The following is a 14320-nucleotide window of genomic DNA, read 5'->3' on the forward strand; positions in this document are numbered from 1 at the left end:
TTATCTGGGGTTTTATCTTGCATCCGGTTTCACACCAACACCACACCATCTATGTCCATGATGCCACTGCCTGCGAAGAGTGTGACCTGCTGATACCGGCCACACCGCTCGAGGTGGGACAGGCCAGCTGCTGCCCCCGTTGCGGACACACCTTGAGTCGCCACCTGCCACAGCAGGAGTTGCGGCCGATCTCCTACGGGTTCGCGGCACTCATCATGTTCGTGCTCGCCAATGCCTTTACCTTTATGTCCTTCTCGGCCAAAGGGGTGGGCCAGGAGATGACTTTTCTGCAGAGCATCACCACCCTGGTGGATGAGGGCTATCTGTTTCTCGGCGCGGTACTGAGCCTGACCCTGATCGGCCTGCCGCTGGTCTATATGGGCTCCATCATGCTGGTGCTGTGGCGGGTCGATAAAGATCTGCACAGCAATGCCCTGCGCTCCCTCGGCCGTCTGCTCTGCCGGATCAAACCCTGGCTGATGGTGGATGTCTTTCTGGTGGGGGTGCTCATCTCGCTGGTCAAGCTGATGGGGATGGCCGACATCAAGATGGGGCTGTCATTCTGGGCTTTCGTCGGCTACACGGTGCTGCTCATCAAGATGATCTCCTCGCTTGACCAGATGTGGCTGTGGCAGCGGCTGTTCGGCCCGACCGAGGCGCGGGATATCGACCCGGAAGCGGGCGCGCTGGAATCCGGTCTGGTGGGTTGCCATATCTGTGGCGCCCTGAGCGAGGTGGGCAGCCACAGCTGCTCCCGCTGCGGCGGCAAGCTGCATGCCCGCAAGCCGGGCGGCCTGAACCGTACCTGGGCGCTGCTGTTTACCTCCGCCATTCTCTACATTCCGGCCAACGTCTATCCCATCATGGATACGGTGTTTCTCGGTGATGACAGCCCCTCCACCATCCTCGGCGGTGTGGTGCTGCTCTGGGCCATGGGCTCCTACCCCATAGCGGCGGTGATCTTTTTCGCCAGCGTGGTGGTGCCACTGGTGAAAATACTGGCGCTATTCTGGCTTTGCTATATGGTGCAGCGCGGCAATGTCACCTCCCCCCTCGGCAAGCTCAAACTCTATCGCATGACCGAATTTGTCGGACGCTGGTCGATGATCGACGTCTTCGTGGTGGCCATTCTGGCGGGCCTGATCCGGCTCGACAATCTGATGACCATCTACCCCGGCCCTGCGGCCGTCGCATTTGCAGGTGTGGTGCTGATCACCATGGTCGCCGCCATGAGTTTCGACTCCCGCCTGATCTGGGATTTACAACAAGGAGAACGCGAACGTGAGTGAGCGTAAAAAAAGGTGGAAACCGGGCTCTGACTTTCTGAGTTCTGCCGCCGCAATCTGGATGGTGCCCCTGCTGGCGCTGTTCATCGGTCTCTGGATGCTGTTCCAGCACTGGTACTCTCAGGGCCCCAGTTTCACCCTGACAGTCGCCACTGCCGAGGGCATAGTCGCTGGCAAGACGGTGATCCGCTCCCGCGAAGTGGACGTCGGCCGTATCGAGGCCGTCGAGCTGAGCGATGACTATAGCCATGCCGTGCTGAAAGGGCGGCTGACCAATGCCGCCTCCGGCATGCTGCGCGGTGACAGCCAGTTTTGGGTGGTCAAACCCAGAGTGGGCCGTGAAGGGGTGTCGGGCCTGAGCACCCTGCTCTCCGGCGCCTATATCGAACTCGCCCCCGGCAAGAAAGGTCGGGCGCGGGACGAATACGCCATGCTCGACAAACCGCCGCTCGCCTCCCTCGATGCCAAGGGGCTGCGTCTCACCCTCAGCAGTCGCGACACCCGCGCGCTGGGAGAAGGCTCCCCCATCAACTATCAGGGCTTCACCATAGGTCAGGTGGAAGAGGCGAAGTTCCTGCCGGAAAAGAGCGAGATGCAGTATCAAATCTTCATCCACGCCCCCTATGACATTCTGGTGAGCAGCAACTCCCGCTTCTGGATGACCCCGGGCTTCGAGGTCTCCATGAGCAGCGAGGGGATGAAGGTGAAGATGGATTCGCTGGAGAGCCTGATCGATGGCGGCATTACCATGGGTCTGCCACCCGGCTGGGCGCCTGGCGAACCGGTCAAACAGATGGAAGGGTTCACCCTGTTCCAGGATGAGGCGAGCGTGCTGGCCGGTAGTCTGGATCAGTTCATCGACTACGTCTTCCTGTTCGATGACAACGTGGGTGGCCTGCACCCGGGCGCGGCGGTGCAGTATCGCGGCATTCGGGTCGGTACCGTCATCTCAGCCCCCTACCTCATCGAGGACAAGGGCGTGCAGATCTTCAAGAGCCGCCAGATCCCGGTGCTGGCCCGCATCGAGGTACAGCGCCTCTCCCACCGCTATGCCAAGGCGGAGAAGGATCAATGGCGCGCCCTGTTCGGCAAGCAGTTCAAGGAGGGGTTGCGTGCCAGCCTCAAGACCTCGAGCCTGCTGACCGGCGGCAAGATCATCGACCTCAACTTCTATCCGGACGCGGCACGTTTCGAGCAGGCCAAGCTGGCCGGTTATCAGGTCTTCCCCACCGTGCAGGGCGGGCTGGATCAGATCGAGCGCAAGGTGAACCTCATCCTCGACAAGTTTGTCGACATGGACATGGCAACCACCCTGACCAAGGTCAACGGGTCACTCACCACCCTGGATGGCACCCTGAAGAACATCAGTGCAGTCAGCGCCAACCTGAACAAGCTCACCGCCAAGGATTCCACCCAGCAGCTGCCCGCCTCGCTCAACGAGAGCCTCAAGCAGTTGCAGGAGACCTTGCAGGCCTATGATGCCCAGTCGCAGACCAATCAGGACCTGCGTCAGTCGGTGCAGACCCTCAATCAGTTGATGCGCGAACTGCAGCCGCTGGTGCACTCCCTCAACGAGCAGCCCAGCTCACTGATCTTCGATCGTGCGCATCCATCGGACCCTGAGCCCAAGCGAGGCAAACAATGAAAAAAGAGATCCTGACGCTGGCCCTGCTGGGCCTGCTGGCGGGTTGCAGCAGCCAGCCGAGCCTGCACTACTATTCGCTCGATGCCGACAGCCAGCAACCCGTGACGGCACCGGCCCAACCGCAGCACCAGCTGGTGCTGCGCCCGGTGACGCTGGCCAGCCAGCTCGACCGGATCAGTCTGGTCTATCAGCTGGAAGGGCAAGAGCTGCACTTCACCGAGTACCATCGCTGGGCCGGTGCGCTGGACGATCAGCTCAACCAACTCACCCTCAATGGCCTCTCCACCCGCTTGCCGGGCTGGGTGGTACGGCAGGATGGCGCCCGCAAGGGGCCGGTGCTGACCATTCTGGTGGAGCGCTTTCAGGGCCGTCATGACGGCAGCGCCGTGCTGAGCGGCCGCTGGCGCCTGCTGGCGGAAGATGGCACCGTGTTGCGCGATGCCCCCTTCCGTCAGGAGCGGGTACTGCCGGCCGATGGCTACAACGCACTGGTGAACGAACTGGGTCAGGGCTGGCAACAGCTGCTCGACCAGATCGCCGCCGAGGTGCGCCAGAGCGCCAGCTAATCGCCCATCCGCCGATTGCAGAGATAAAAAACGACGCCAGCTGGCGTCGTTTTTTTATGGGCAAGAGTCGGGGGCGACTTATGCCTTGGCGGGCAGGCTCAGGCGAGCTACCGCTTCCACATGCATGGAGTGCGGGAACATATCGACCGGCTGCACCTCGTCCAGCACGAAGCCTTGCTTGACCAGCCAAGCAAGATCGCGGGCCAGGGTCTGCGGGTTGCAGGAGACATAGACCAGACGACGGGGCGCCATGGCGACCAGGGTCTGCAGCACCGCCTTGTCACAGCCTTTGCGCGGCGGGTCCATCACTACCACGTCAGCGGTCACACCTTGGGCGTGCAGCTCGGGCATCAGCTGCTCGGCCTTGCCGACGTGGAATTCGGTGTGCTCGATGCCGTTGAGGGCGGCGTTGCGACGGGCATCGCTGATGGCACTCTCCACCGACTCGATCCCCACCACCTTGGCGGCCTTACCAGCCAGGAACAGGGAGATGGTGCCGATACCGCAATAGATGTCGAACACCGTCTCGTTACCGGTCAGCTCGGCATACTCGAGGGCGCTGGAGTAGAGCACATCGGTCTGGGTCGGGTTGTTCTGGAAGAAGGAGAGCGGCGAGATCTCGAACTCGAGTTCGTGGATCTTGTCGCGGATCACCCCTTCGCCGAGCAGCACCCGGTTGGTGGCACCCAGAATGCGGTTGGTGCGCTCATCATTGATGTTCTGCACCAGAGTAGTAACCGGCAGATCGCTCAGAGCTGCCAACAGCTCGGCTTCGAACGGCAGCTCCTCACCCAAAGTGACCAGCACCACCATCAGCTCGCCGCTCTTGAAGCCCTTGCGGGTCATCAGGTTACGCACGCAGCCGCTGTGGTTTACTTCGTCATAGGCGGCGATGTCGTGCGCGCGCATCCAGTTGCGCACCCGGGCGTTGAGCTCGACGTGCAGCGGATCCTGCACCGCACAGTCATCGGCGGTGATGAGATCGTGGGAGTGCTTGCGATAAAAACCGATCTCGGCACCGGCGTCGCAGCCACGCACCGCATATTGCGCCTTGTTGCGATAGGCGAACGGGCTTTCCATGCCAAGGATATCCTTGACCGGGGTGTCACCCAGCCCGGCCTGCTCCAGTGCGCTCTGCACCAGTGCCTGCTTGAGCTTGAGCTGGGCCGGATAGGCCAGCGGACGTACCTGACAGCCACCACACTCGGTGTTGGGGCAGAAATCGGCAACCCGATCTGCAGAGGGCTGGAGCAGCTCGGCAACCTTGCCGTGCAGATAGTTCGGCTTGACCTCGGTCAGCTCCACCAGCGCCTGCTCACCGGGCAGCAGACCTTCGACAAACAGGGGGCGATCGAACAGGCGTCCTTTGCCATCTCCTTTGTCGGTCAGTTCCAGGATCTCGATCTGGTGTTGATGTCCCACTAACGGCATGAGCGGCTCCAAAAGTACTAAAAATGGGGGGTGATGGACGCGGAAAAGCCATGCCCATCGAGAAAAGGTGGCAGAGTTTAGCGGAGATCCGGCCAAATTGCAGGCATAAAAAGCCTGCTTGTTGTAATGGTCATTGCCCCAGGCTATCTGCCGGGCGTTGCCACCTTTCGGGTTGCGGCAAATTTAGCCCTTGGGCCATAACGCCCAGCCTGTTAAAATTCCGCCCTTGAAATTATCCTGGGCCCCGCGCCCGTTCTAGCTAAGGTCTACCGCGATGCGTACCAGCCAATATCTGCTTTCCACTCTCAAGGAAACCCCCTCCGACGCTGAAGTTGTCAGCCACCAGCTGATGCTGCGCGCCGGGATGATCCGTAAACTGGCCTCCGGCATGTATGCCTGGTTGCCAACCGGTCTGCGGGTACTGAAGAAAATCGAGAACATTGTTCGCGAAGAGATGAACAATGCTGGTGCCGTCGAAGTCTCCATGCCGGTGGTACAACCCGCCGAGCTGTGGCAGGAGTCCGGCCGCTGGGATGACTACGGTCCCGAGCTGTGCCGTCTGACCGACCGCCACAACCGTCCCTTCGTGCTGGGCCCGACCCACGAAGAGGTTATCACTGCGCTGGTGCGTTACGAAGTGAACAGCTACAAGCAGCTGCCGCTCAACCTCTACCAGATCCAGACCAAGTTCCGCGACGAAGTACGCCCCCGTTTCGGCGTGATGCGTGGCCGCGAATTCCTGATGAAGGATGCCTACTCCTTCCACATCGACAAAGAGTCTCTGGTCGATACCTACGAGAAGATGCACGCCGCCTACTGCAAGGCGTTCACCCGCATGGGTCTGAACTTCCGTCCGGTACAGGCCGATACCGGCTCCATCGGTGGTACCGGTTCCCACGAATTCCAGGTGCTGGCCGAGAGCGGTGAAGACTTGATCGCCTTCTCCGACAGCTCCGATTACGCCGCCAACATCGAGATGGCCGAAGCGCTGGCACCGGCTGGTGAGCGCGCTGCCGCCACCGCAGCCCTGACCAAGGTTGCCACCCCGAACGTACACACCATCGACGAAGTGGCCGCTTTCCTGAACGTGGCACCGACCGCCATCGCCAAGACCCTGCTGGTACTGGCAGAGGAAGATGAGCACGGCAAGCAGGCTGTTATCGCGCTGGTACTGCGTGGCGACCACGAGCTGAACGAGATCAAGGCCGAGAAACTGGCTGGCGTGGCCAACCCGCTGACCTTCGCCAACGACGAGCAAATCAAAGCTGCCGCCGGTTGCGATGCAGGTTCCATCGGCCCGGTCGGCTTTGCCGGTCGCATCATCGTCGATCGCAGCGCTGCCCATCTGGCGGACTTCGTCTGTGGCGCCAACGAGACCAGCTTCCACCTGACAGGTGCCAACTGGGATCGCGACATCGCTTCTTACGAAGTTGCCGACCTGCGCAACGTGGTGGAAGGCGACCCGAGCCCGTGCGGCCAGGGCAAGCTGCTGCTCAAGCGCGGTATCGAAGTGGGCCACATCTTCCAGCTGGGTACCAAGTACTCCGAAGCGATGAAGGCGAGCGTGCTGAACGAAGCTGGCAAATCCGTCACCATGGAGATGGGTTGCTACGGTATCGGGGTTTCCCGTCTGGTGGCTGCCGCCATCGAGCAGAACAACGACCAGTACGGCATCATCTGGCCGGACGCCATCGCCCCGTTCGAAGTGGCCATCGTGCCGATGAACATGCACAAGTCCGAGCGCGTGGCCGAGCAGGCACAGCAGTTCTACGCCGAGCTGAAAGCCGCAGGTGTGGACGTGCTGTTCGACGACCGTAAAGAGCGCCCGGGCGTGATGTTCGCCGACATGGAGCTGCTGGGCATCCCGCACGCCATCGTCATCGGCGATCGCGGTCTGGACAACGGCGTGGTGGAGTACAAGTGCCGCCGCACCGGCGAGAAGCAGGAAGTGGCCATCAGCGACATCATCGCCATGCTCAAGGCCAAGCTGGGCCGTTAATTCCGCCCCCTTACCTGAATAGAAAAGCGCGCCGTTTGGCGCGCTTTTTGTTTCTGTGTGCTGACGACGGCAACCGGATGGCGGGCTTCGCCTCAGGAATTGCGACCGATAAAGAGGTCGGTCACGTGGCAGCTGCTTCTGGCTTCCAGTGCGTCGAGCATATAGGCCGCCGCATCTTCCGGAGTCATGAAGCCACTCGGGTCCACGTGATCCGAGTTGTCCCAGAATTCGCTGCGGATCCCGCTCGGGTAGAGGTTGACCAGCCGCAGTGGCGAGCCTTTCAGCTCGGCGCGCAAGGATTCGAGAAAGCCGCGCATCCCCCATTTGGAGGCGCAGTAGAGGCTCTCGTTAGCCTTGCCCACCTGAGCGGCGGAGGAGAGCACATTGGCCAGCACTCCGCCGTTCTCCCCGATAAGCCGCACCGTCTGCTGGGCCACCAGAATGGTGGAGATGAGATTGCTCTCCACCACCCGGCGGATCTGCTCGGCGGTGTAGACACCGACCGGGCCAAACTCGCCGACCCCGGCGCAGTGGATCACCATGTCGGGCTGCCCGCCCCACTCCACCGCAGCGGCGAAGGCGACGTCAACCTCTTCATGGTGCGCCAGATCGGCCGCGATGCCGATCACCGCGCTGCCGAGCAGTTGTTCCTGCTCCTGCAGTCGCTGATAACGGCGCCCCATCATGGAGACCTGATGGCCCCGCTCAACCAGTCCGATGGTCAGGGCTCGGCCGAGACCAGAACCAGCACCTGTCACTATGATGTGGCCCATTATCGCTCCTCGTCGTCAGTTGACGGTCAGATTAGAAAGTGAATTCGCCGCCCATGAACCATCCATCGACAGAATGCTCTGATAGATGTTGGCGAAGAATATCACCCCCGTTGTCAGACAACGTCAGATTAGAAAGTGAATTCGCCACCCATGAACCAACCATCGACAGACTGGTCGATATTGGCGAAGTCGACCTTGGCTTCACGCCAGCCGGCACGCAGCTTGATCGGCATGGAGGAGAACTTGTAGGAACCGCCCAGACGGTAGTCATAGTTGTCCGCATCGTGAGTGCGCAGATCGCCGAAGAAGGCGATGCCGGTGCCCGGGATCTTCACTTCACTGCCGGCATAGGCCATCAGGGTATCTTCGTCATAACCCTTGCGACCGAAGTAGACCTGCTCGCCATCGTAGTGACGACCGGTCATACCCAGATCGATCTTGAACAGATCGTTGTTGAACAGACGGTAATAAAGGCTCAGATCGTAGGCAGTCAGATCGTTCTTGAAGTTGCCGCCGGAGGTGCTGAAATCGGAGACTTCAAACTTGGCGTTCGGCAGGAAGATGATGCCGTGTTCCAGTTGCAGATAGCCGTTCCAGTTGTAGCTGTCGTCATAGCTGCCATCAGCACTGGTGCCATAAGCCTGACCACTGCCCTTGGCGGCCCATACGTCGGCACCGGCGGCAAAACGCCAGTCGTCAGCGGCCATGGCACTCTGGCTGCACAGAGCCAGCACAAAACCGGCAATCAGCGTCTTTTTCATTACGTCACTTCCTCTTGCATACATGGAAAAGAGCACTATTTTACTCGGTGCAGCCAAAATACCCAGCGTCAATCCTGAACAAACGACGACAAATGTCAGTGCTTCATATGCTTCATCTCGGCCATCGGCTCAATCGGCTTCACCGGCAGTGACAGATCCAGCTTCTGACCATCATCCATGGTGAGGGTGAGCGGGAAAGGGGTCTGCTCGGAGAGCGTGCCCACCTCGAACAGCATGATGTGCAGGCTGCCCGGTTTCAGCACAGCTTCGCCCTTGGCCGGGATCTCGATATTCTCGACCTGACGCATCTTCATCACGCCATTTTCGTGCAGATGAGTGTGCAGCTCGGCACGCCCGGCCGCAGCAGAAGCCGCCGCCACCAGCTTGACCGGCTGATCGGCGTCATTCTTCAGCACCATAAAGGCGGCAGTGTTGGGAGAGCCCGGCGGCAACAGGCGCACATAGCCGTCGACAGCCTCGACCTTGGCCAGTGCAGGCGCCGTCATACCCAGAACCAGCAGAGAATAAAACGCACGTTTAAACATGGTTGAAATCCTTTTATGATGTTGTTAAACGGCGCCAAGGTTACCCCAGCAGCAACCTTTTTTGCACCTTTCAATAACAAGGATTTAGACATGGCCCCCATTCTCATTGCCGAGCAGCAGGATGGCTTGCTCACCCTGACCCTCAACCGCCCCGACAAACGCAACGCTCTCAATACCGAGCTCTATAAGCAACTGGTGGCAGCGCTGCGAGAGGCGGCAGCCGATGAGGAGGTGCATGTCCTGTTGTTGCAGGGGCAGCAAGATTGCTTTACCGCGGGCAATGATCTGGCCGACTTTATGGGCAAGAACTCGCTGGAGCCCGACGACCCCATCCTGCAGTTCCTCCACACCCTTGCCGACTTCCCCAAACCCGTGATCGCCGCTGTTGCAGGTCCTGCAGTAGGGATAGGCACCACCATTCTGCTGCACTGCGATCTGGTCTATCTAGGGGATAACGCCCGCTTGCAGCTTCCTTTCGTCGAGTTGGGACTGGTGCCGGAGTTCGCCTCCAGCCTGCTGCTGCCGCGTCTGGTGGGACACCTCAAGGCGGCGGAGCTGTTGCTGCTGGCCGAGGCGATTGATGCCGAGGAGGCGCTGCGACTCGGGCTCGCCAACAAGGTGGTGGCGGCCGATGGAGTGCTCTCCCTTGCCCGCGAGCAGGGGCTGAAGCTGGCGGCCAAACCGCCCAGAGCGCTGCAAAAGAGCAAGGCGCTGCTGAAACAGGAGCTCAAACAGGCGGTGCACTTTGTCATCGATCTGGAGGCGCGCGCCTTCGCCCAGGCACTCCAAGGGGAAGAGGCGCAACAGCGCATCGCCCGGAAACTCAAACGGCGGGGCTGAGCTGCCGCTCAACGCCTGTCAGTTGAGACGAAAACGGCCGATCAGCTCGCAACCCTGCACCTTGTCCTGCAACTGGATCAGTCGGGCAATTTCCGGATTGGGGTGGCGCTTGAGAAAGGCGAGCAGGGCACCACGACAGCAACCCAGCTCGCTGATCAGCGCCTCGCACTCCCGATTGGGGCACTGCGGCACCAGCGCAGTGACCAGCTCGGAGGCGAGTTTCAGGTAGCGCAGCTCATAAGTCGGCTCATCCATCGCCCGCCAGAAGTCGGCCAACCGGTGACAGGTGGCGACTCGCATGGTGGCCAGCTCGGTCAACTCCACCTGGGTCATCTCGTAAACATCCCCCAGCGCCTGCTGATAAAAGCAGATCGCCGCCCCTAGCGAACCGGCCTGCCAGGCACGCTCCGCCTCCAGCATGTATCGTTGCCAACTTTGCGGTGTCATCTCGCTCTCCCGAGTCCGTCATGGTGGGAGTGTTATCATGGCTAATTGAGAATAAATATCAACCAGAGGGTTAGTGCAGGATCTCTGCGCAACCTTGGCAAACCCGGCGCCCGACCTTATGATCGTGCCCTTCCCCCCTTCTTTGGAGCACACCACAATGCGACCTCGCCTCCCGCAGATGCTGGGCTGCTCCCTGCTCTGCGTGCCCCGCATGCTGGTCTGGATCTATTAGCTGCGCTCAAGCGAACGCAACCCATCCGATCCATTCAGCAAAGGAGTACCAACATGAACCCCTGCCAACACTGGTCGCAGGTCGAATACCAGCACCTGACGGTGACCAACCCCAATATCTGCCTAAAGGGGCAGCACAGCTACTACTCGGGTGCCTGGGATGGCCCCTTCGAAGAGGTGGCAGTGCGCTACCTCCATGGCGATCCCTTCAGCTGCAGCCCGGAAACCGGCTGGGAGCCGCTCTGGCATATCGACCGGCTCCATATCGGCGACTATGTGCAGATTGCAGCCGGGGTAAAGATCATCATGGGCGGCAACCACACCCACAACACGGCCTTCATCAGCACCTATCCGTTCGCCGATCTGGCGGCGCTCCAGCGCAGCTACCGCCCCGCAGGCGATACCCGCATCGGCAACGATGTCTGGATCGGCATGGAGGCGATGATCATGCCCGGCGTCACCATCGGCGACGGCGCCATCATCGCCGCCCGTTCGCTGGTCAATCAGGATGTGCCGCCCTATGCCATGGTGGCGGGCACCCCGGCCAGGGTGGTGCGGATGCGCTTTGGCGAGGAGGAGATTGCCCGGCTACAGGCCCTCGCCTGGTGGGATTGGCCGGATCAACAGGTCAACGATCTGCTACCGCTGATCCAGCAAGGTGACGTCGCCCTGCTTGAGCAGGCGGCTGCCCGCTGGGCGGAGCGCCATGAGTGACCACCGCTAACCAGTAGCTGACAGCATAAGGGCGACCCCGGGGTCGCCCTCTTTTATCTCCGGCATGCTCAGGGTGCCGGCATCGCACATCCACTCATTGCGCGCTTTTGGACTGGTTGAGGCTGCACTGCTTGCCGGGATAACCGGGCAAGCCACTGGCATCGCTGCCGCAGGCGAGCCGTTTGGCCTGTTGCAGGCGGGCCGCCAGATTGGCGCTGTCCACCGGCATCCACTGCATCTGCTTGCCGAGCCAGCTGGCCCAGGCAAACTCGACGAAATAGACCTGTTTGTCCTTGCGAAAGTAGCCCGCATTCTGCAGCAGTCCGGCGAGGGTGCGATAGGGATAATCAGGCAGCTTGTCGATACTGGTCGGCAACTGCTCCGGGGTCAGCGGCTGTCCCTTCTCATCCTTGAGCCAGGCCCAGTGGTTGTTCTGCATCTGGCTCCAGAAGTTGGCTTTGTCCTGCAGGCGGCCAATCACCTTGACCCGCGCATCCTTGACGCCCTGCTGCCACAGCGCCTTGGTGAGATGGTGCCTGTCCACCAGCCAGTAGCTGCCATCCGGCGCAATCACCACGGGGATCTCTTTCTTTTTCATCAACTTGTCGAGCTGCTTTGCGCTCATGCCCGCCAATGTGGCCTGGGTCTCATCGACCTGGATCTGGCCGACGCCCCCCTGAGTCGGGTGCAAGGCATCGATGCCGATCTCGCACCAGTTGCCCACCGCCGTGTCACTCTGGCACGGGGCCAACGCCCAGGCACCCTGGCTCAACACACAGGCCAGCACTAACCATGCTTTCATCGTTTGACACTCCTCACCACATTGAACTGCACAGACGCCGGGAACGCTCTTCTACCCCGATTGGGAGTGAGAGTCGAATGCTGGCGGTCAGACCAGCAAACGGGATATCATGATTTCCCATCTGTCGGCGATATTTTCTCGCCGAGTTTTCTCCCCGCTTCACACTATTTGAAGGATCCGACCCATGAAAGGATGGACCCCCTTGCTGGCCCTGCTGGGCTGTGCTGCTGTCCAGGCTGCCGATATTCCCGCCGGAACACAACTCGCCGCCGAGCAGATTGTCGTTCGCCACCTCAAGGATGAACCTGCGAGCCTGAGCCCGCTCAAGCTGGTCGGCCTGCCGGAGTTGCAGGTACTGCGGGATCTGTTCGAGGGGCTGTTGACCCAGGGGCCGGATGGCAAACCGGTTGCCGGGGTGGCGGCCAGCTGGGAGAACAAGGGCAACCAGTTCTTTACCTTCCATCTGCGCCCGGATGCGCGCTGGTCCAACGGCGAACCGGTCAAGGCCGGCGACTTCGTCTACGGCTGGCGCAAGCTGGTCGACCCGAAAGAGGCGGCCACCTTCGCCTGGTTTGCCCAACTGGCCCGTTTCGACAAGGTGGACGAAATAGTCGCTGGCAAATTGCCTGCCAGCGAGCTGGGGGTCAAGGCCCTCGATGACCGCACCCTGCAGGTGACCCTCTCCCAGCCGGTGCCCTACTTCCTGAACCTGCTGAGCCACCCCAGCCTGTCGCCGCTCCATCAAGCCAGCATCGAGCAGTACGGCAACCTGTGGACCCAACCCGGCAAACTGGTGGGCAACGGTGCCTTTGTGCTGAACAACCGGGTGGTCAACGAGAAGCTGGAGCTGACCCCCAACCCTTATTACTGGGATCGGGCCCATACCGTATTGACCAAGGTGATCTTCATGCCTATCAATCAGGAGAGCGCGGCGACCAACCGCTATCTGGCGGGCGATCTGCATATCACCGAATCCTTCCCCAAGGAGCAGTACGACAAGCTGAAGCAGCAGATCCCGAATGAGGTCTACACCCCGGATCAGCTCGGCACCTACTACTACGCCTTCAATACCCGTCAGGCACCACTGAACGATGTGCGGGTACGCAAGGCGCTCTCCTACACCATCGACCGCGCCCTGATCGCCGACAAAGTGCTCGGCACTGGCGAGAAACCGGCTTATCACTTCACTCCGGATGTGGTCGCCAGCTTTACCCCGGCCGCCAACTTGCTCTCCACCAGCAGCCAGCCGGAACTGGACAGCAAGGCCAAGGCCCTGCTCAAGGAGGCCGGTTACGGCCCGGACAAGCCGCTCAAGCTGACCCTGCTCTACAACACCGCGGAAATTCACAAGAAAATGGCGTTGGCCATCGCCAGCATGTGGAAGCAAAAGCTGGGCGCTGAGGTCGAGCTGACCAATCAGGAGTGGAAAACCTATCTCGACAGCCGCCAGAGCGGTCAGTTCGAGGTGATCCGCTCATCCTGGGTCGCCGATTACAACGACCCTTCAGCGTTCCTCGGCCTGTGGGGCTCCCGTCACAGTGGCAATATGGCAGGTTTTGCCAATGCCCGTTATGACCAGCTGCTGGCAGAGGCGGCCAGCACTCAGGATGCCGCCAGCCGCAGCAAGCTGTTTGGCGAGGCTGAGACGATCCTGCTGGATCAGGCCCCCATCGCCCCCATTTACCAGTACACCAATGCCCGCCTCATCAAGCCATGGCTCAAGGGCTACCCCATCAACAACCCGGAAGATGTGGCCTACAGCCGCCAACTCTACCTCGTCAAACACTGAGACCGGCCACAACGATGCGAGGCCCCGCTGGGCCTCGCTATTGATACTGTTCACACCACGATTTCCAGCCTAAAATGCCGCCCCTTCTGTTCAATTAATCTTCAATACCCAGTCAGACATGCGTTATTTGATACTGCTCTCGTTGTTGTGGACCCTGCCTGCACAGGCCAACAGCGAATCCCAATGCCAGCAAGAGTTTGTCGGCTGGATGCTGCACCAGCAGCAACAGTTCAGCGATCGCAAGTCTGACAAGATGGAGCGGCGCCGGGCCGAACGGGCTATCGAGTTGGCTCGTCAGGAGTACGACAAGCAGACCAGCTTCTGCAAAACCATGCAGCTTGTACATGAGTACAAAGATGATGATCCTCGCCTCGCCCCAAGAAAGGGTGAAGTTCACGATTTCACACCGGCCAGCTGACCCTCACTTCATCAATTCATTGTGTTGATTAATTGACCCAAGCCAAGTTCGGGTCACTGAAGAGCCTTAGAAT

The 14320-nt window shown here is 60.5% G+C and carries 14 protein-coding genes; 8 read left to right on the forward strand and 6 right to left on the reverse strand.

The features are described from left to right. Window positions 1–17: 17 nt before the first annotated feature. Genes AB5Z02_RS05035 through AB5Z02_RS05045 form a run of 3 tightly spaced genes read left to right on the forward strand, consistent with a single transcriptional unit; the run spans window position 18 to window position 3497 of the window. Window positions 18–1289, forward strand: coding sequence for a PqiA/YebS family transporter subunit (locus AB5Z02_RS05035; protein ID WP_368215439.1), 1272 nt, complete (start codon window positions 18–20; stop codon window positions 1287–1289). Continuing rightward, on the forward strand, window positions 1282–2931 hold the full coding sequence (gene pqiB / locus AB5Z02_RS05040; protein WP_368215441.1) for an intermembrane transport protein PqiB: 1650 nt from the start codon (window positions 1282–1284) through the stop codon (window positions 2929–2931). The genes AB5Z02_RS05035 and pqiB overlap by 8 nt, the downstream gene beginning before the upstream one ends. Beyond that, a complete protein-coding gene (locus AB5Z02_RS05045) occupies window positions 2928–3497 on the forward strand; it encodes a membrane integrity-associated transporter subunit PqiC (protein ID WP_103250897.1) in 570 nt (189 codons plus the stop codon). Before pqiB ends, AB5Z02_RS05045 begins: the two co-directional genes overlap by 4 nt. A 78-nt stretch (window positions 3498–3575) precedes the next feature. Here the strand turns inward: AB5Z02_RS05045 and rlmD are convergent, their stop codons facing one another. Continuing rightward, complete coding sequence (rlmD, locus tag AB5Z02_RS05050; RefSeq protein ID WP_005335776.1) at window positions 3576–4928, reverse strand: 23S rRNA (uracil(1939)-C(5))-methyltransferase RlmD; 1353 nt, start codon at window positions 4926–4928, stop codon at window positions 3576–3578. A 274-nt stretch (window positions 4929–5202) separates the two neighbouring features. Between rlmD and AB5Z02_RS05055 the strand changes: the two genes are divergently transcribed. Next, entirely contained in the window at window positions 5203–6927 is a 1725-nt protein-coding gene (locus AB5Z02_RS05055) for a proline--tRNA ligase (RefSeq protein ID WP_323951375.1), read from the forward strand. 92 nt (window positions 6928–7019) lie between these two features. Here AB5Z02_RS05055 and AB5Z02_RS05060 read toward each other — a convergent pair whose 3' ends face one another. The 3 genes from AB5Z02_RS05060 to AB5Z02_RS05070 all read right to left on the reverse strand — a co-directional run bounded on the left by AB5Z02_RS05060 (window position 7020) and on the right by AB5Z02_RS05070 (window position 9006). Beyond that, window positions 7020–7700 carry an SDR family oxidoreductase gene (locus AB5Z02_RS05060; RefSeq protein WP_368215443.1) on the reverse strand — a complete coding sequence of 227 codons (681 nt, stop codon included), beginning with the start codon at window positions 7698–7700 and terminating at the stop codon, window positions 7020–7022. 128 nt (window positions 7701–7828) lie between these two features. Continuing rightward, window positions 7829–8461: a TIGR04219 family outer membrane beta-barrel protein gene (locus AB5Z02_RS05065; protein WP_005354809.1), complete on the reverse strand. Its 633-nt coding sequence runs from the start codon at window positions 8459–8461 to the stop codon at window positions 7829–7831. 95 nt (window positions 8462–8556) lie between these two features. Then, entirely contained in the window at window positions 8557–9006 is a 450-nt protein-coding gene (locus tag AB5Z02_RS05070; RefSeq protein ID WP_005335782.1) for a copper chaperone PCu(A)C, read from the reverse strand. Window positions 9007–9096: 90 nt separating this feature from the next. Between AB5Z02_RS05070 and AB5Z02_RS05075 the strand changes: the two genes are divergently transcribed. After that, window positions 9097–9846 (forward strand): enoyl-CoA hydratase-related protein, encoded by a 750-nt coding sequence (locus AB5Z02_RS05075; protein ID WP_368215445.1) that lies wholly within the window; start codon window positions 9097–9099, stop codon window positions 9844–9846. A gap of 18 nt (window positions 9847–9864) precedes the next feature. On the opposite strand, the gene AB5Z02_RS05080 is transcribed toward AB5Z02_RS05075, so the two are convergent. Next, window positions 9865–10293 (reverse strand): DUF2753 family protein, encoded by a 429-nt coding sequence (locus AB5Z02_RS05080; protein WP_005335785.1) that lies wholly within the window; start codon window positions 10291–10293, stop codon window positions 9865–9867. A gap of 285 nt (window positions 10294–10578) precedes the next feature. Between AB5Z02_RS05080 and AB5Z02_RS05085 the strand changes: the two genes are divergently transcribed. Next, window positions 10579–11238, forward strand: coding sequence for a CatB-related O-acetyltransferase (locus tag AB5Z02_RS05085; protein WP_201911808.1), 660 nt, complete (start codon window positions 10579–10581; stop codon window positions 11236–11238). A gap of 94 nt (window positions 11239–11332) precedes the next feature. Here the strand turns inward: AB5Z02_RS05085 and AB5Z02_RS05090 are convergent, their stop codons facing one another. Beyond that, window positions 11333–12040 carry a ParB-like protein gene (locus tag AB5Z02_RS05090; protein ID WP_368215447.1) on the reverse strand — a complete coding sequence of 236 codons (708 nt, stop codon included), beginning with the start codon at window positions 12038–12040 and terminating at the stop codon, window positions 11333–11335. 184 nt (window positions 12041–12224) lie between these two features. Here AB5Z02_RS05090 and AB5Z02_RS05095 point away from each other — a divergent pair, with 184 nt between their 5' ends. Together AB5Z02_RS05095 and AB5Z02_RS05100 are read left to right on the forward strand one after the other, a co-directional pair. Further along, window positions 12225–13829: an ABC transporter substrate-binding protein gene (locus tag AB5Z02_RS05095; protein WP_368215449.1), complete on the forward strand. Its 1605-nt coding sequence runs from the start codon at window positions 12225–12227 to the stop codon at window positions 13827–13829. Window positions 13830–13947: 118 nt separating this feature from the next. After that, window positions 13948–14247 carry a hypothetical protein gene (locus AB5Z02_RS05100; RefSeq protein WP_110303577.1) on the forward strand — a complete coding sequence of 100 codons (300 nt, stop codon included), beginning with the start codon at window positions 13948–13950 and terminating at the stop codon, window positions 14245–14247. The last annotated feature ends 73 nt before the right edge of the window (window positions 14248–14320 follow it).

The sequence above is a fragment of the Aeromonas sp. R2-3 genome (genome assembly GCF_040908375.1).
Classification (GTDB): Bacteria; Pseudomonadota; Gammaproteobacteria; order Enterobacterales; family Aeromonadaceae; genus Aeromonas; species Aeromonas veronii.